At 25.8% G+C, this 18,061-nt stretch carries 14 protein-coding genes and 1 other annotated feature; of the genes, 3 read left to right on the top strand and 11 right to left on the bottom strand.

The window, feature by feature from the left end; genetic code table 11:
• Positions 1–15 precede the first annotated feature (15 nt).
• Positions 16–1,137 carry an oligosaccharide flippase family protein gene (locus ACYUE0_RS05085; RefSeq protein WP_460269730.1) on the bottom strand — a complete coding sequence of 374 codons (1,122 nt, stop codon included), beginning with the start codon at positions 1,135–1,137 and terminating at the stop codon, positions 16–18.
• 87 nt (positions 1,138–1,224) lie between these two features.
• Positions 1,225–1,632: a GNAT family N-acetyltransferase gene (locus ACYUE0_RS05080; protein ID WP_460269729.1), complete on the bottom strand. Its 408-nt coding sequence runs from the start codon at positions 1,630–1,632 to the stop codon at positions 1,225–1,227.
• A 227-nt stretch (positions 1,633–1,859) separates the two neighbouring features.
• Between ACYUE0_RS05080 and ACYUE0_RS05075 the strand changes: the two genes are divergently transcribed.
• Both ACYUE0_RS05075 and ACYUE0_RS05070 read left to right on the top strand, forming a co-directional pair.
• Positions 1,860–2,969, top strand: coding sequence for a Coenzyme F420 hydrogenase/dehydrogenase, beta subunit C-terminal domain (locus ACYUE0_RS05075; RefSeq protein ID WP_460269728.1), 1,110 nt, complete (start codon positions 1,860–1,862; stop codon positions 2,967–2,969).
• Positions 2,970–3,124: 155 nt separating this feature from the next.
• Entirely contained in the window at positions 3,125–3,457 is a 333-nt protein-coding gene (locus ACYUE0_RS05070; RefSeq protein WP_460269726.1) for an SdpI family protein, read from the top strand.
• A 229-nt stretch (positions 3,458–3,686) separates the two neighbouring features.
• Here ACYUE0_RS05070 and ACYUE0_RS05065 read toward each other — a convergent pair whose 3' ends face one another.
• The 9 genes from ACYUE0_RS05065 to ACYUE0_RS05025 form a co-directional block, all read right to left on the bottom strand.
• Positions 3,687–4,847 carry a MerR family transcriptional regulator gene (locus ACYUE0_RS05065; RefSeq protein ID WP_460269725.1) on the bottom strand — a complete coding sequence of 387 codons (1,161 nt, stop codon included), beginning with the start codon at positions 4,845–4,847 and terminating at the stop codon, positions 3,687–3,689.
• 128 nt (positions 4,848–4,975) lie between these two features.
• Positions 4,976–5,608: a superoxide dismutase gene (locus ACYUE0_RS05060; protein WP_199870922.1), complete on the bottom strand. Its 633-nt coding sequence runs from the start codon at positions 5,606–5,608 to the stop codon at positions 4,976–4,978.
• A 225-nt stretch (positions 5,609–5,833) separates the two neighbouring features.
• Positions 5,834–6,379 (bottom strand): tryptophan transporter, encoded by a 546-nt coding sequence (locus tag ACYUE0_RS05055; RefSeq protein WP_061995176.1) that lies wholly within the window; start codon positions 6,377–6,379, stop codon positions 5,834–5,836.
• A 144-nt stretch (positions 6,380–6,523) separates the two neighbouring features.
• Positions 6,524–6,784 (bottom strand) — a binding site (T-box leader).
• Between the two features lie 203 nt (positions 6,785–6,987).
• On the bottom strand, positions 6,988–8,292 hold the full coding sequence (locus ACYUE0_RS05050; protein ID WP_460269724.1) for a Na+/H+ antiporter family protein: 1,305 nt from the start codon (positions 8,290–8,292) through the stop codon (positions 6,988–6,990).
• Positions 8,293–9,430: 1,138 nt separating this feature from the next.
• Positions 9,431–10,882, bottom strand: a complete 1,452-nt coding sequence (locus ACYUE0_RS05045; RefSeq protein WP_460269722.1) for a catalase — start codon at positions 10,880–10,882, stop codon at positions 9,431–9,433.
• A 298-nt stretch (positions 10,883–11,180) separates the two neighbouring features.
• Positions 11,181–12,077 (bottom strand): glycoside hydrolase family 73 protein, encoded by an 897-nt coding sequence (locus tag ACYUE0_RS05040; RefSeq protein WP_460269720.1) that lies wholly within the window; start codon positions 12,075–12,077, stop codon positions 11,181–11,183.
• Between the two features lie 346 nt (positions 12,078–12,423).
• The gene (locus tag ACYUE0_RS05035; protein ID WP_061995173.1) at positions 12,424–12,930 is read right to left on the bottom strand and encodes a GNAT family N-acetyltransferase; all 507 of its coding nucleotides are present in this window, start codon (positions 12,928–12,930) and stop codon (positions 12,424–12,426) included.
• A 355-nt stretch (positions 12,931–13,285) separates the two neighbouring features.
• Entirely contained in the window at positions 13,286–16,537 is a 3,252-nt protein-coding gene (locus ACYUE0_RS05030) for a DEAD/DEAH box helicase (RefSeq protein ID WP_460269718.1), read from the bottom strand.
• A gap of 168 nt (positions 16,538–16,705) precedes the next feature.
• On the bottom strand, positions 16,706–17,218 hold the full coding sequence (locus ACYUE0_RS05025) for a DUF2179 domain-containing protein (protein WP_061995171.1): 513 nt from the start codon (positions 17,216–17,218) through the stop codon (positions 16,706–16,708).
• 295 nt (positions 17,219–17,513) lie between these two features.
• Between ACYUE0_RS05025 and ACYUE0_RS05020 the strand changes: the two genes are divergently transcribed.
• Complete coding sequence (locus ACYUE0_RS05020) at positions 17,514–17,948, top strand: DUF2691 family protein (RefSeq protein ID WP_460269717.1); 435 nt, start codon at positions 17,514–17,516, stop codon at positions 17,946–17,948.
• Positions 17,949–18,061: the final 113 nt, after the last annotated feature.

Genomic DNA, 18,061 nt, shown 5'->3' with positions numbered 1-18,061 from the left:
TTAAGTTTCTCTAAATTAACTATTCAGATATTTATATAAATAAGTATTAGATATTATGGATGATATTGCAAATGTAATAACTGTTGCTATTGCAGCTCCATTATATCCAAATTTTAAAATTAACAAAATATCTAATACTATATTTAAAAGCCCACTAAAAATTGAATTAAACAAGTTAACTTTTTCTTTCTTTATAGCAAATAATACATTTCCACTAGGTACTCTAAATGTACCTGCTATAAAATAGCCAACCCATAAAACCCTAAAAGCACTTATACAATTTAAATATTTACTTCCGAATATAATTTTTATAATAATTGGAGCAAACGCAATACAAATTATGCTAATTGCACCATTTATAATAGCTAAGTATCTTTGTAATTTAATATATTTTACTTTAATCCAATTTTTATCATTGCATTGCTTTGCAAAATAAGGATAAACAAAAATCATTACAGATGATGGTAAAAAAAGCATATTCATTGGAATTAATGTAGCTGCCTTATATATTGCAACGATAGACGCATCTCTAATTATATTACCAATTAAAAGTACATCTAATTGAAAAAGTAATTGTGAAATAGCATTGGTTAGAAATAAAACTATAGAAAATTTTAAAAACTCCTTTTTATTAGCTTTATCTGGATATTTAACCTTTGAATTGCTTAATATAGCAAATTTTTTATTTTCATAAATTACTCTTAAATAAATTTGAATAATATCAAAAATTATAGAAAATACAGGTATTGCACTTAGATATAGTAAAATAGTTATACTTCCTTTAATAGGCAGTGATCCAAATACAGAAAATAATACCATTAAAATAGATATAACTAAATTACTTATCATACCTATTTTAATTCCATATTTTAAATATGATAATTTTTGATCTTTATCATAATTTCCACTACAATATTGAAGAATAGCTGGTACAACCCCTAATCCCTGTAATAATAAAAACATATTTAAAATAGTTTGAGCGTATGTATATTTACCAAATAAATCCGTTCCAATTATTCTAGGTAAAATTATACCTACACCAAATCCAATAACTTTATTTATAAAACTAGATCCAAAAATATGTAAAAATCCATTTTTGATTGCTACTTTCAAATCTAATAAACTGCTGCTTTGCATAATATTATCCTTAATTGTAATATATAGGTGGATTATATCATAATTACATAAATATACAAAATAGCATTTATACTAATATTTTTAATTTTAAATTTTTTTTTGATTACGTAGCATTCCACATTTACCTTTAGATAAATATTCAAATTTATGTTTACTATAAATACAATCAGCAGGCGAATTTGCAATAAGAGAAACGTAACTATCTTCAAATGTATTCATATCTAAATATTCATCAATTACATCCATTATTCTATTTGCATATCCTTTTCTTCTATAATTTTCATCAACCATAACATCACTTACAACATAGGTTATTCCATTATCTCCTACAACTCTCCCAAAAGCTATTAATTTATCGTCATCATAAATACTTGCTGTAAACAATGAATTTTCTATAGCAATACGACTTCTTTCTATATCTTTCTTTCCCATACCAGAACGAATTCTTAAACTCACATAATCCTCAGCAGTTGGTTTTTCATATATAATATTCATTTTCTCCTCCACTTTACATAAATAATTTAGTTATATAACTTATTAGCATATTATACCAAATACTTATCCACACAGTAAAAAAACAATATAAGTATATTCCATTATGCATTTATATAAATAATTTATTTGCCTAGTATAATAATTTATATTAACATAAAATTATGACTATTAATAAGTATTTTTAGCAATCAATTTATGTTTTTAACAAAACTAAGGAGAGATTTATCATGGAGAACGTTTATTTAAGAAAAGAAGACTGTTGTAATTGTAGTGCTTGTTACAATACTTGTCCTACACAGGCAATTTCTATGAAACCAGATGAAGAAGGATTTTTGTATCCTGTCATAGACAAAAAACTATGCATAGATTGTCATAGTTGCGTAAACATTTGCCCTATAATCTATGATGGGAATTACAAAGAAAAGACTGTGCCTAATTTTTTAGTGGCTAAACACAAACGTGAAGAAGTTTTAATGAATTCCACATCTGGAGGAGTGTTCACAGCAATTTCTGATGCAATACTTAAAGAAGGTGGAGTAGTCTATGGTGTTGATTTTGATGATGAATTCCATGTTTTACATAAGAGAGCAGAAAATTACGAACAGCGAGACCGAATGAGGATATCTAAATATGTGCAAAGTAACATGGGGAATACCTTTGAGCAGGTAAAAAAAGACTTAATGAATAAAAGAAAAGTACTATTTACTGGAACCCCTTGTCAAAACGCAGGATTAAGAGGGTATATGGGAGATTCATCGTTGGTTGAAAACTTATACCTATGTGATGTGATTTGTCATAGTATTCCTAGCCCTTTAGTTTGGGAAGATTACAAAAGACTATTAGAAAAAGAATATAAAGGAAAATTAACCAGTATTCAATTCCGTTCCAAGACAATTGATTGGAGTAGAGAAAATAGTAATAAAACATTTCTATTTACAACTTCACATAGTGAAAAAATACATACCGACGAAAGGTTCTATCAACTTTTCTTTGGTAACAAAACTATTATGCGCCCTTCTTGTGAGCAATGCCCATTTACAGACATACACCGTGCATCTGATATTACAATTGCAGATTATTGGGGAATTGAAAAGTATTCCCCTGAATGGAATGATAAAAAAGGTGTTTCTTTAATTTTAATCAATAATGAAAAAGGTTCTAATCTTCTTAAAAAATGCAGTGAAGAATTAAAATATGAAACCCGTCCAATGGAAGAATCACTTGCAGAACAACAACGTTTAAGTGAATCTATAAAGTTCCCAGAAAAACGAGAAAAATTTTGGCATGATTATCGAAAATATGGTTTTGAGTATATCATTGAAGAATTAACTAAATAACATAAAGCATAACTTATCTAATATTTATATAAGTTATGCTTTTATATTTATATACATTATATAAATATATTGTAATTTATGTTATAATTTAATATTGAAAGAAATATTAATTTATTATTGAATTTTTAGATTATGAATGAATTTAGGAGGTAATTATGATAGCTCTTATAGGAATAATATGTATATTCATTGGTTTTATATTTAAAGCTTTTCCACCGCGAAAAATCAATCGTATATATGGTTATAGAACCAAATTATCAATGAAAAATGAAGATACATGGAATGTAGCACAAAAATATTCAGCCAATACTTTTATTATATTAGGTTTCATTTATCTTGCTTTAGAATTTATTTTAAATCAACTATCCAAAACTATTAACGTAAGTTATGAAAATATAATAATTTTAATAGGTTTGGTTATTATGATTATTCTTGATGAAATGCACCTAAAAAAAATTTTTAATAATGATGGAAATAGGAAATTATAAAGGAGGTTATTCCTCCTTTAATTTATATAAATATTTTAACAATATAAAAAAACATAGCCTAACTTTTAAATATAAAACCACTATTTACTTTCCCTAAACATAACAGTACCACTATATCAACATATATATCATAACAACTACCGTATTCATACTAGTTTTTAAAAAAGTAAAGGAAACTTATTATAAGAATTATAACTTACATTAATAATAAGGATTTACTTAATAGTAATTATTTTACGCCTTTTAAAATACATCCTTTTGTCGTTATAGATACTGCTCCATTTTCATCAATATAATCTTCTATATACTTTATAAATTCTTGTTTTTTCTCTCCCATAAGTATATTCCTACCTTTTATTGTTGATGCCTTATAATCTACTATAGGCTTGGCCTTATCAACTATAATTTTTCCTGAAAGAGTATTTAACTTCACATTAGCAAAATATTTTTTTAATAATATCTTACCACTTATAATATCAAATCTTTCACACATACCGTTACTACCTAACCCACTTTTACAGTCAAAGCCATCCATAATCTCATTTAGTTCACTCATAGCTTCTGGTGCATTAGTAGTTACATAAAAAACTCCACCTTTAACAAGAATTCTTTTCACTTCTGATAAAACTTTTTCTATATCAGGAACAAGATATAACATATGTCTTGCAATGACTATATCAAAACTTTCATCATTATAAGGAATATTTTGTGCATCAATAACTTTATAGTTAAAATTATGTCCTACGCACTTCAACTGTTCTCTAGTTTTTTCAAGCATACCAGTAGAAAAATCTGACAAAGTTATATTCCAATTTTTATTTACTTTATTTATATTCTTTAACCATAACCCTCCTGTTCCACATCCTAATTCCAATATTCGTGCTTTCTTTGTAAATGACATATTATCAAAACACCACGTATTCCAATCAGTTTTATTAATGTTATAACTATGCAAGTCTTCTCTTTTATCAAAATTTTCCGACGTTTCATACTGCTCTTTTACTTTAGATTCTATGTTCGTCATCTTAATAATTTTTATAAGATTTTCAACATCTAAAACTTTATTTTCTATTATTTGATTTTCAGCATTATTAAGAGCTTCTATAACTGAATCTATATGTTTCCTTTTTTCTCCTAATTCCTTTTTTTGTATATGAATCAAATTTTCAATATCATATTCTTTATTATCTAAAAATATTTTTATTTCATTAAGTGTTAATCCAATAAATTTTAAAGTATTAATTTGTTGTAACTTTAAAAAATCTTTATCACAATAAATTCTATAACCTGAATCTGTTTTCCTTGATGGTGTTAATAATCCGATTTCATCATAATAATGTAGTGTTTTTATTGTTACACCTGTTAAATTTGCAAACTTACTAATTTTCAAGTTATCATCACCTCTCTTATATCATTATAATTCCTCCTCTTAGGTTAGAGTCAATATTAATTTAAAAGTCCCACTACTATATTTAAAGAAAGTAGTGGGATTTCACTTATATTTTCTATTTTAATTTTTTACTCATACCTTTTATTTTCTTTCATTTCCATAATCTTCATTGAAGCAACATACCTTTGTAATCTTTCATTTAATACATCCCAATTTACATTTTTAATAAATGTATCCATATATTTTGCCTTATCCGTTCCAAAATCCATAAAATATGCATGTTCATAAACATCCATAACTAATATTGGGTAAGAAAGCCATACTGCACCTTGATCATGAAGGTCGCTTCCAATTATATGCAATCTATTATCTATTGGATCAATACAAAGAACTACCCATCCTCTCACTGCCAATCCTACATTAGTAAAATATGATATAAAATTTTCATATGATGAAAATTGATTTTCTATAGCGTCAAGCAAAACACCATTTGGGTTATTATTTCCATTAGTCATATTTTCAAAATAAAGTTCATGTAGTTTCACACCATTCAATGCATATGTTTCTCCAAGTTTTAAACTACGCATTTTTGAATAAGTTGGATTACTACCAGTAAAATCATTAGACATATAAGGTACGCTCCAAATTTCATTTAATTTATTTACATACCCTACATATAATTTATAATGTTCTTCTAGTTGCCTTATGGATATACCTTCAACTGAATTGAGATTAAAAGTTTCTGGTTTCATATTATACATTAAATCACCTCTATAAAATATCTTAATTATCTAAAAAGCTAGAATGTTATTATTTATTTTTGTACACTCTATTACATAATATGTAATAAAGATTTAATGTGCCTATTTATATAATTAACCTATCTCTTTACTCTTAAAAACTAACTATGTAAAATTTACTTAATGTAAATATAGTTTGCCATTAATTAAACTCTCTATACCTTTTGCTTAAATACTGTATAATTTTTAATTAAAAGTTTTTACTCTTTTAAAAGCCAAATTTATTATTTTATATAAAGCTAGTCCACTTATTGTGTTTATAGCAATAGTAGGTAATACAATTGTTAATACAAGTATTTTAAATGATGCTGGTAATCCTATTATTATTTCAGCTGATAATAAAAATATTATTCCACTTATTAAAGTTCCTATAGATAAAACAATTGTTGTTAAAAAAGAGTTATTATTCATCCTATTAAAAATTCTTATTTTACATATAAAATTTGTTAATATATATACTATATGTGCTGTAACTAACTTATCTATTAAATTAGGCAACTGACCTCCTGGAAATTTCGTAGTCATAGCAGTAAATATTCCCGTTATTATAGCTGATACCAATATAGTTTTATAGTCATCTTTATTAATTACTATTATTATAATCATCATAGTTAAAGCAAAATCTGGTTGCATTGGTAATCCTATGGCTGGAGTGATTTGATGTAGTATAGCACCTATTGCTAATAAAATTGAGTTCATTGTTAATATTTCTGTTTTATTAATTTTTTTCATATTTATAACTCTCCTTATACTAATTATTTTTCTTAATTGTATTTCTAAATAAATTTTGTTTATTAAAGAGCCATACCTTCACCTCATATAAATCACCACCTTCATCTGATTTTTAATTTTAAATAAAAAAACTCCGTCCTAAATTAATAGGACGGAGATATTATCCGCGTTGCCACCTAAATTATATAATTTTATAAATTTAATAAAACTATATCCCTTAATTTCAAGTACTAACATACTCTATCTGCTATAACGTGCAGCCCACGATAACCAGTACTCTCTAAAAAGATTTCCCTTTATTCCTCAAAGGCCCATTCATTAAATTTTTTCATGCTAAGATTCCACCATTCCCAGCTCTCTTTAACGAACCTAAATTTAATTACTCCCCCTTATCAAAGGATTAAAACATTATTTATTTTATAAATAATAATATTAGGTATGCATTAAAATGTCAAGAAAAATATTTTTTAATGCTTATTTTTATACATACAATAAATTTTGAAATATAAATTGCATATATAAAAAACTATCTCAAAATAGAATTTTAATTCTATTTTAAGATAGTTCCTTTAAACCTTCTAAGTATATAGAACTTGTCCAAGAGTTTCTTAAAGCATTAATGCTGCTACCATACCAATAATTAATAATGGTATATTATAATGTAGAAATGTTGGTACACAAGTATCCCAGATATGGTCATGTTGAGAATCTATATTAAGCCCAGATGTTGGTCCAAGAGTACTATCTGATGCTGGAGAACCTGCATCACCTAATGCTCCAGCTACACCAATTAATATAATTATAGCTAAAGGACTAAACCCTAATTTAATTCCTAGTGGACAATATATAGTTGCTAATATTGGAATAGTACCAAAGGAGCTTCCTATTCCCATAGTTATAAGAAGTCCTACTAAAAGCATCAATAATGCCCCAATAAACTGATTTTGTCCCACTAAAGAAACTATAGAGTTTACAAAAGATTCTACAGCTCCTGTTTGCCTTAATACATTTCCATATCCAGCAGCTACAAGCATTACAAAGGCTATAAAACCCATTATTTTAATTCCGCCATTCATCAAATCATCAACTTCATCAAACTTAATAGCTCTCGTTACAATTAATACTATAATCGCACACAACCCACCTAGTGGTAATGACTCTGTTAAAATTTGAACTATAAACGCAACTATAGTAGCAACTAATACAAGCCAATGTGTTCTAGTCATTTTTAAATCTTCATTATCCTTTGAAAACTCTTCTAAAATTACATCTTTATATTCTCTAGGTTTTCTATAACTAAAAAATACAGCTACTAAAAGCCCAATAATCATACCTACTCCTGGCATCCACATTACTTTACTTACCATACTGGTCGTAACTTCTATATTGTTAGCTATCATTTGGTCTCTTATAATATTTTGAAATATAAGTCCAAAACCTACTGGAATAGCTATATAGGGAGCCTTTAACCCAAAAGTTAAAGCACATGCAACAGCTCTTCTATCAATTTTTAGTTTATTCATAATTGGTATAAGTGCTGGAATTAAAATTGGTATAAATGCTATGTGTACTGGAATAAGATTTTGAGAAAAACAAGTTATAAATGCTATAATTAATATAAAAGCAATTTTATTACCTCTAACTACCGTAGATATTTTCTTAGCTAATATACTTGCAAGTCCAGTTTTATTTACGGCTACAGCAAGAGCTCCTAACAATAAATAACTAAGTGCCGTTTGAGAATTGTCACCCATTCCACCTACCAACAACCCCATAGTTTGTTCAATACTTAGATTAGCTGCAATTCCAGCAACTATAGCTGAAATCAATAAAGACAATATAACATTCAGTTTTAATAAACATAAAATTATCATTACTGCAATAGAAATGACAACAGGATTAAGTAAATTCATAACATCATTCTCCTTTATATAAATTTAGGTTGTTAATAATTTCAATTTTTAAGCTGTCTCATAATAATATATAAAAGATTTGTCTATAGCGACTTTTTCTAAGATGTTTGTTGAAACTAACATAGTGTTTATCCTGGTACATATACTGAGTTTATATTATAAAAGTGTATTCATATAAAAACTATTACGTATAATTATGAACCTCGAAATTATATACAGACTTTTCTGAAAATAAAGTATTTAATTTTAGAACTTTACACCTTATTTTTCATTAAAATAATTTTATAATCTTAGGATTTCTTAGTTACAAGTGCGTCTTATTAGTTATTAGTTATTAGTTATCACCTTCATATCCAGTTATTCTTAGTCTTATATGAAATCATTTAAACACTGACTATAACTTAATATATAGCTTATCTAAATTATGTTAGTAATATATTCTAAACACTAGTTATCTTATGCTAATAAGCTAAAGCATTAATAAAATAGTATATTAAGTTTAATAAGTTAATTAAATTAAAAAACTATTTTAAATAATAATACCAAATTTTAATCTATAAATAAAGTAAAATTTCAATTTGCTGAAAATTTAATCATTTACGCCAGTTCAAATTAAATTTCAAATTTTACTTGACAATATTTTTTTGCATTATTAGGAAAACCTTTTCATTTTTAAAAACTTTATATAATACATTATAAACATTAACTTTTAATATTTGTATTAGTTTTAATAAATATTTATTTTTAGCTTATTCCATAATCTTCTCTTCAAGTTAACTTTTTAGATATAGCTATTTTATTTTTTCTATCTTTTTCAGAATATTACATCTTTTGATTTTTTGCAACTAATTTCTGTTTTAATATGTATTTATTTACACTTTGTTAACTGTTTATTTTTATTTTGTATTATTTTAAAATTCATTTCAAAGTTGTATAAAAGTATTTCCTCTTGTCCAATTATTAATTCTAAGTTTTTTATATCATTTGTATTTTTACTTTTAATATTTCCATAAAAAACATATAAAAATAAGATATCAATTTAGATACCTTATTATATATATTTATTTTATTACTGTTTTTTAAATTATGATACTACAATATTTTTAAATCTATTTAATAATTAAACAAATATTATACTTTATAACTTTAATCCATCTTTTACCCTTGTACCTAATTCTTTATCTGATTTCATAAAATTAATTACAGCTTTTTTTTGAATGAATTTATCTACTTTTAATAAATCATCAATTAAATTATCAACTAAATTATCTTGCTCTATTTTAGAGAAAGCTCTATACCTATCTCCAGCTTGACTGAAATCATCGGTTATTGGTATATTATTTCTTTGTATTTTTCCTTCTATAAAAACCATATTTTTATTTTGTTCTTTATTTTCAATAGGTCTATTATCATTTAAAGAATTTGGTTTATAATTTACTTTTCCTTCTCTTATATGGTAATTCATTGCACCATCTTCAATATTATTATTAACTTGAACTTTAGGCTTATTAACTTGTAATTGCTCAAAATTTTTACCAATTCTATATCTTTGACTATCATGATATGCAAATAATCTTCCTTGTAAAAGTTTATCATTTGATGCTTCTATACCTGGAATTAAATTTGCTGGGCAAAAGGCTGCTTGTTCAACTTCTGTAAAGAAATCCTTCGGTGCTCTATTTAATGTAAGTCTTCCAACCTTAATAAGTGGATAAAGTCTTTCTGGCCATACTTTTGTTGCATCTAATGGGTCAAAATCATTATCTAATTCTTCATGTTCCTTCATAAGTTGAACAAAAAGGTCATACTCAATAGTTTTACCATTATTTAAAGTATCGTATAAATCCCTTGTTGCTATATCTGGATCAGTACCAGCAAGAATCATTGACTCATCTCTTGTTATTGTTTCAAGCCCTGCTAGTGGCTTCCAATGATATTTAACAAAATGTCTTTCTCCCTGATTATTAACCCAAACATAAGTATTTACACCAAATCCTTCTATCTTTCTATAACTTTTTATTGTTCCTCTATCTGAGAATAGCCATGTAATCATATGAGTAGACTCAGGACTGTTTGTTATAAAATCCCAAAACCTATTCGGATCATGAAGATTAGTATCTGGAGAAGGTTTAAAAGAATGAACCATATCTGGAAATTTCATAGCATCCCTTATAAAAAATACTGGTATATGATTCCCCACTAAATCATAATTTCCATCTTCTGTATAAAACTTGACAGCAAATCCTCTAGGATCTCTTAGGGTATCTGCTGATCCTTTTGAGCCTATAACTGTAGAGAATCTCACAAAAGTAGCCGTCTCTGTACCCTGACCTTGTAAAAATTTAGCTTCCGTATATTTTTTCATACAATTATGAACTTTAAAAACACCATATGCACCAGCACCCTTTGCATGTACAACTCTTTCTGGTATTCTTTCTCTATTAAAATTACTTAGCTTCTCTATTAATTGTATATCCTGAAGTAATGTAGGTCCTCTATCACCTACTGTTAATGAATTACTGTCATTATAAATTGGTGCCCCTTGATTTGTTGTCATGTACTTATTACATTCTATTTTTTTCTCCTTCATAACACCCTCCAATATGTTTAAATTATTATACTATAGGGTTCCAAGTTGACTTTTAAAATTATCCATTCCAAAACTTGGATACCCCAAATAGTGAGACATGCTCCGAATCATTTAGAATTCAATGCTGAATCTTGTATGAAAATATTTTAAAGTTATTGAATAAATTTAAATTTGAGCTTGTTTCCCTATATGATTCATAAAATTTAAAATACATAATATGCCCATCTATAAATTATATTTCTTAATTTTTTATTTTATTACAATAAAAAATAAGCCTCCATATAATATGGAGACTATTTTAGGAATTTTCCTTCAACTGACTATCTATAAGTTGAAGATTATATTCTTTTATAAGTTGAATAAGTTTTTTACTATATATTTTTTCACCATTTTCGTCTTCTTCTGTACTATATCCTGCAACTTCTAAAGCCTTAGCTTGACCTATATAAGTTTTAGCCTCAAATAATCCATTTTCTTTATATCTTTCATTAGAATATAAAAATTTGCCATGATCATCTATAGATTGATTTGAATTATCATATTTTCTAAAATCATCTTCTATTACTAAATCATGAAACTCTTTAGTTTCAAATTTTATTTTTTCCCCACTATAATTAGCATCTGCTTTTATACCAAACAGATTACTACCCTTTATTGCTAAATCAGATCTTCCAAAGTCCGATTCTAAAATTGCTTGAGCTATTGTTATAGATGGTAAAATACCATACTTTTTATAATTTTCTATTGCACTTGCTTTTATGTTATTTATAAAATTCATTTGTTCTGAATCTTTTGCAACACTTTCTGGAACTATACCAAAATACTCTAACTGTTCTAAGTAAGTATGTACTCTTTTCTTTTCTCTATTATTAAAATTTAACTGAGTCAATACATCTTCTAAAGACTTTAATTTATAACCATTATCTTCTTTAATTATAAAAGCTTGTCCTATTTGTTTAATTTGTTCTTCTGTTACCTGTTCAATCTTGTTTTTACTTTGGACTGCAGTTATTGCTGCTATGTACTTCCAATTTAATTGAACTTTTCCTTCTCCAATATCATCTGCATAATTGGTATATTCCAATGCATCTAACTTAGATGTATCTATTTCCTTAAGAGCTCTATAGTTAATCCCCCAAATCATACCTAAAATGATAAATACCACTATTAAGCTTATTATTAAAATTTTTTTCATCTATTCACCCCTCACCAAATACTTGTTTTTCACCGTATAACTTAAATACATATAAATTATACATTGATAATGTTACATATTTGTTACATAAAAAAATATAGACAAAATATCTATATTTTTATAATAGTATTTTGTCTATATTCTACATTATATAATTAAATATATTCAACTTTTTTAAAGCTGATTATATGGATTGCTATAAATTTTAACTATTTAATAACTTACATAAATCATTTTTCAAATTCTTTAATATAAGCTTAAGTAGTTATGTATTCTATATTTTATTTTTATTGTATTGGTAATTATTTTTTCAATATTCAGTATATTGCTTCTAAATCAAATTCATTTATGCAGCTATTTTTAAAAATTTGTTCATAGTCATATTATACTGAATTTCTTTTTTAAGTTCTCTATCAACATCAAACCCAACTTTTTTGAAAACTCTTTTTGAGCGTTCATTTTCAAAATTAATTTTTGCAATTACTTCATCTACTCTCCAGTAAAAAAATGCTTCCTTCAATCCTTGAAAAATAGCATTACTACCTAATCCCATTCCCCATTTTTCCTTATCACCTATTACAATAACTATCTCTACTGCTTTTCCTTTTGGTATAAGCTTTAAAAAACCTATTGATTCGTCTTTCTTTGTAATCATATAGAAACTTCCATTTTGATTAAACAGATGCGTTAAAACAGGTAAATTAATTGAATTCAGCGTATTCCTTATACTGCTACATACATTAGGACTTTCGTTCAAATATCTAGTAATCTCTTCATCCTCCATCCATTGTAAAATTTTTATAGCATCCGATTTAAAAACTTCTTGACGTAGCTCTAAATCATTATTTTTCATTTTTAACCCTCCAAAGTAACTTATTATAAAATGACTAACTTTTCATTAGCCTTGTTTAGCCCTTCTTAAATACTTTTTTGCATAATAATAAAAACTTATTACTTATTTGTAACAAGTTTACTCAAACAATGTAAATGATATCATGAATAGTTTTTTTTTCAATCTTGTCCACCTGTCTAAAAACATGGTTGGGAGCATTTGTATTGGTATTCTACTGGAAATATCTATTTTGCTCCATAAATCTACCATAATAGCTTTTTAAAAGCAAAAACATTTTTTATATAATAAAAAAATGATGATATTTAAGTATTTATATAAAATACTTAAATATCATCACTAATATATATTTCATAAACTAATTCAACTCAAATAATGACAACAATTCTTCTTCACTTAACGACAATAAATCATTTCCTTTTTCATTTTCATTGTCCATTATTTGTGAAATTAACTTTCTTTTTTCATCTTGAAGCTGTACAATTTTTTCCTCAATAGTTCCCTCAGCTATTAACTTTATTACTTGAACAACATTTTTTTGACCTATTCTATGTGCTCTATCCGTTGCTTGATCTTCAACTGCTGGGTTCCACCAAGGATCAAAATGAATTACTATATCTGCAGATGTAAGGTTAAGTCCTGTACCACCAGCTTTTAGACTTATTAAAAATATAGAGTTATCTCCATTATTGAAATCTCCAACCATCTCCATTCGTTTTTCAGCTTTTACACTGCCATCTAAGTAACTAAAAGACATATCTTCCGTTTCTAGTCTCTTTTGTATGTTCTTCAGTGCTGATGTAAACTGAGAAAATACTAAAACCTTGTGTCCACCCTCTATACTTTGCTGTAGCAATTCTACTAAAGCCTCTATTTTCCCGCTTCCATATGTATAATCTTTAGATACTAACGATGGATCCAGACATATTTGTCTAAGCTTTGTTATGTAAGCTAAAATTTCTATTTTACTGCTTCTAAACTCATCATTTTTAACCTTATTTTCTATTAATTCTACTGCATGATTAGCATAAGTTTTATATACACTCTTTTGTTTATCATTTAAAGACACCAACAGTTTCTTTTCAAGTTTATTAGGCAGTTCTTTTACAACATCTTTTTTCTTTCTTCTTAGTATAAAAGGTGCTATAAGTTTATTTAATTCTTCTAAAACTTCTGGTCCCTCTTTTAGTCTTTTATGATATCTTACTGAAAATTTATTCTCATCATAAAGATAAGTAGGCATAATAAAATCAAATATTGACCATAGTTCCATAAGTGAATTTTCAATAGGCGTTCCTGATAATGCAAATTTTATATCACCATTTATATCTTTTACTGCTTTTGCATTTTGAGAATTAGGATTTTTTATATATTGTGCCTCATCTAATATTACAGTATGAAAAGACTGCTTTTTATAAAACTCTAAATCTATTTTCAAAAGATTGTATGTGGTTATTATCACATCAAAATTTTCTTTCTTTTTTATAATTTCTTCTCTTGACTTCTTATCTCCATTTATCACTACTATTTTTATAGATGGTGCAAATTTTGAAAATTCTTCTTTCCAGTTATAAATTAGAGATGTAGGCACTATCACTAAAGATTTTTTACCTTTATTAGAAAGAATATAGGTAATGACCTGAAGAGTCTTTCCAAGTCCCATTTCATCAGCTAATATACCTCCAAACCCCAAATATTCCAATGTCTTCAAATAGTTATATCCTATTCTTTGATATGGTCTTAAAGTTGCATTTAATTCTTTCGGTTCTTTAAAACTTAATTTTTCTATATTTTTAAATTTATCTTTAATTTCCTTAAGCTCATTTTTGCCTTTTACATATCTAATACTATTTTCTTTTAAATAATTATCTAAGAACATAGCTTTACTATTGCTAATTTTCACAATATTATTTTCTATATTATCTTCATATGATACAATATCTAATAAATTTAAAAACTTTTTGAGTTCTAATTCTTCCAAATCTAAAAATTCTCCACTCTTAAGTTTATAATATTTAAGATTTTCTTTAAAAGCTCTTAATATAGATATTGTTTCTTCCGCCGGAATGTCTCCAACTTTAAAATCTATTTCAAAATAATTGTGTTTTCCTGAATGTATTTGACCTTTAATACCTTTAGAACCTATAGACTTTATACCTTTAAAATTTTGAGAATAATAAATTTCTCCAAAATCCTCCAATTGCCATATATCTTCTTTAAAAAATTTAAATTTATAATCATCACCATATAATAGATAAAATTTTTCTTTAATTTCATCAAAACCTAAAGACTTTAATTTTGATATAACCCTTAGTTCCTTTTTCTTCTCTCTATATATAACTTTTTCACTAATGTCTTGAAAAATATTAAATTCAAATTCTCCATATTGAACTTTCAAATTTAAAACTACATCTTTACCTTCCATATCAAAGTAAAATTTAAATTTTACATCTTCCATTATAATTTTATCCTTTATAGATTTACTTAATGTTAGTTTTTGTGAGATTAAATTTAAATCTGGTATTAATTTTCTAAGTATCCTATCTTCTTCTTCCTTGCTTATAGCCACCGACTTAGCTCCATTAAAAACATTTAAGTAACGTTCTATTTTATAACAATTTTCATAATCTGGTAAGTATATTATTGTTCCAAAAAGAAAAACATCACACTTATCATTTAATACTGTTGGTACACCTGATATGCAACTTAAAATATATTCATTACTTTTTTTAATGTCCTTTAATCCAAACTCCATAGATGGAAAATCATTAACTATTTCTGTTTCTACTGCTCTGTAGAAAAAGCCTTCATTTAAATAAACTCTATGATTTTTAACTCGTTGAAAAAACTCTCTTATTAAATGATTTGGTATTTTTATAAATTTACCATCTATATTTTTATTATATTTTCTATTAAAAGAATTTGAGTTATCCATAACTTTTAATAACTCTATAAAATCTAAAAGTCTTTTATCTTTTGTACTCAACTTTTGATTTTTTATATCTAAAGTAAAATTTTTGCCGTATCTTATAGCAATTTTATTATAGTAAGCTGTTAAAAATTGTTCTATATCCTTTAAAGTATATAATCCCTTATTACCATTAGCCTTTAACCCTATTTTAAATTCTGCAGTAATAAGATTATCCCATTCTCTTTTATTTATATACACATCTAATCTTAATTCTTCTTTATCACTATCCTCTAAAAGTGAATCTAATATACTATTTTCTTTTTTAAAAACTACATTAGATTTTACATCATTTTTAAAAAGCAACGGATTAGCTACAAGTGAATCTAGGGATTTATAAAATGTAGCTATTAGATGTTTACAGCAATAGTTATCATTTGAAAACTCTTTCTTTTCATAATCTGGACAAGTACAATAAGTTGATATAACCAACTTAGTTTCTGTATCTATCTCTATATTTGTATCATAATCACTAAATAGCTTTTCTGAGATGACATTACCTTTTATACACACTAAATGTTCATCTGATTCAATATCTAATTTTGATACTAAATCATTGTTAAATATTCTTTCACCACTTATATGATTTTTACCACTTGTGTTTTCATTAAATCTTTGTAATAAAATATCCTTACTTAACATAATTTCTCCTAACCTAAAAATAAAGTCTATCTTTTAATTATAACATAAAGCTGTAATTGTTATAGTACTTATAATCTGTATAATTTTAAATCTTTATACTTTAAGTAAAATATTCTTATGTATATTAAAAAATAGAAGTATAACGAATTATACTCCTATCTTCTATAATTATTTTCTAACCATCCCATAACCACCGTATACAGTTTTTATATCAGTTACGGAAATAACCGATTTAATTTCTGTTTCCTCTATAAGCTTCATAATTTCTAGCTTTCTCTTTCTTTTTAAGTGGATTAGAAGTACTAATTTTTTGCTACTTCTTCCTTCTCCTTCAATTGAGGTTACCCCAACTTCTGCATCCCTTAAAGTATTTATAAGCTTTTCTCCATCCTCTTGTGCTACGATAACATTCATAGTTATCATTCCTATTGCTAATTTATCTTCAATAATAGATCCTACATAATTACCACAGGCATAACCTAAAGCATATACAATTATTTTTATAGGATCTTCTTGTATTCCATTTAATACGTTTCCAACTACTAGCAACCAAATTATAACCTCAAAAAAACCTATTGTTGCTGCATATAATTTTTCTCCTCTAGTTATAAGTACAGTCCTTACAGTAGTAAAAGATACTTCAATTATTTTGCATACAAATATGAATAAATACATCCACATATGACGTCACCTCTTCACTTATAATTTTAAATAACCCTTAAATTAATTAAACCATATTATTAACTATAAAAAATACTTTTTTTTAATTCTTAACTAAATATTAAGAAGTTTACTAAAACTATTTTTATACATTATATCATTTTATTCTTTCATGTAAATATTCGTAATTTTATTACGATAATTTATATAATATATAAATTCCAAGATGGCATTTTTTTATCAAGTGAGAATTTTTCATGTAAATAAGCAAACTATAAGTTTACTTTACGTTATCTGCAAAATCTAAAATTGGAGAGTGATCAACATAAATACACCAATTGGCATAAGATTTAAAATTCCATTAGAGTATGATGAATTACTCATTTATATACTAGAAACTTTAGATTGCAAAGGGCTTATTTGGGTTATTGATACTTGGTTTGAAATTATAAACGATAAAATCGATAAACCTAAAAAAAATAAACCTACCACCTTTGAACTATTTAACTTTATTTCTAGTTCTATAGATGAAAATAAGTATTTAGATTTAAAAGCATATCTAAAAGAATCCGATGTTTATGATATTAAAAGTTTTGATGATTTTTTAATTAGTAATTGTAGATTTATGCTTTTTATATATGACTTTGAATATGTTTACCTATATTTTAAAAATAATGATTCTCTTAATATAGTGCGGAATGCAGTCCACTCTTTCACAAATGAAAATGTTGAAATTATATGTACAAATTAAAAATTATATAAAGTATCATGTAAATGTTTCTCATTTTTATTTACATAATATGTAAATGACTTTATACTATACTTATATCGTATTTTATATATTATTTGATATAAGGGGGACTT

This window comes from Clostridium sp. CTA-19 (genome assembly GCF_054767855.1).
The sequence above is the reverse complement of the archived record's forward strand: the minus strand, read 5'-3'. Positions and strand labels throughout refer to the sequence as shown.

What these genes read in the sequence shown, in the direction of transcription:
- ACYUE0_RS05045 (WP_460269722.1), bottom strand. Translation starts at nt 10,882, where the DNA reads ATGAAGGAGAAAAAAATAGAATGTAATAAGTACATGACAACAAATCAA.
- ACYUE0_RS05055 (WP_061995176.1), bottom strand. Translation starts at nt 6,379, where the DNA reads ATGAAAAAAATTAATAAAACAGAAATATTAACAATGAACTCAATTTTA.
- ACYUE0_RS05080 (WP_460269729.1), bottom strand. Translation starts at nt 1,632, where the DNA reads ATGAATATTATATATGAAAAACCAACTGCTGAGGATTATGTGAGTTTA.
- ACYUE0_RS05085 (WP_460269730.1), bottom strand. Translation starts at nt 1,137, where the DNA reads ATGCAAAGCAGCAGTTTATTAGATTTGAAAGTAGCAATCAAAAATGGA.
- ACYUE0_RS05075 (WP_460269728.1), top strand. Translation starts at nt 1,860, where the DNA reads ATGGAGAACGTTTATTTAAGAAAAGAAGACTGTTGTAATTGTAGTGCT.
- ACYUE0_RS05050 (WP_460269724.1), bottom strand. Translation starts at nt 8,292, where the DNA reads ATGAATTTACTTAATCCTGTTGTCATTTCTATTGCAGTAATGATAATT.
- ACYUE0_RS05025 (WP_061995171.1), bottom strand. Translation starts at nt 17,218, where the DNA reads ATGTGGATGTATTTATTCATATTTGTATGCAAAATAATTGAAGTATCT.
- ACYUE0_RS05030 (WP_460269718.1), bottom strand. Translation starts at nt 16,537, where the DNA reads ATGTTAAGTAAGGATATTTTATTACAAAGATTTAATGAAAACACAAGT.
- ACYUE0_RS05035 (WP_061995173.1), bottom strand. Translation starts at nt 12,930, where the DNA reads ATGAAAAATAATGATTTAGAGCTACGTCAAGAAGTTTTTAAATCGGAT.
- ACYUE0_RS05060 (WP_199870922.1), bottom strand. Translation starts at nt 5,608, where the DNA reads ATGTATAATATGAAACCAGAAACTTTTAATCTCAATTCAGTTGAAGGT.
- ACYUE0_RS05040 (WP_460269720.1), bottom strand. Translation starts at nt 12,077, where the DNA reads ATGAAAAAAATTTTAATAATAAGCTTAATAGTGGTATTTATCATTTTA.
- ACYUE0_RS05070 (WP_460269726.1), top strand. Translation starts at nt 3,125, where the DNA reads ATGATAGCTCTTATAGGAATAATATGTATATTCATTGGTTTTATATTT.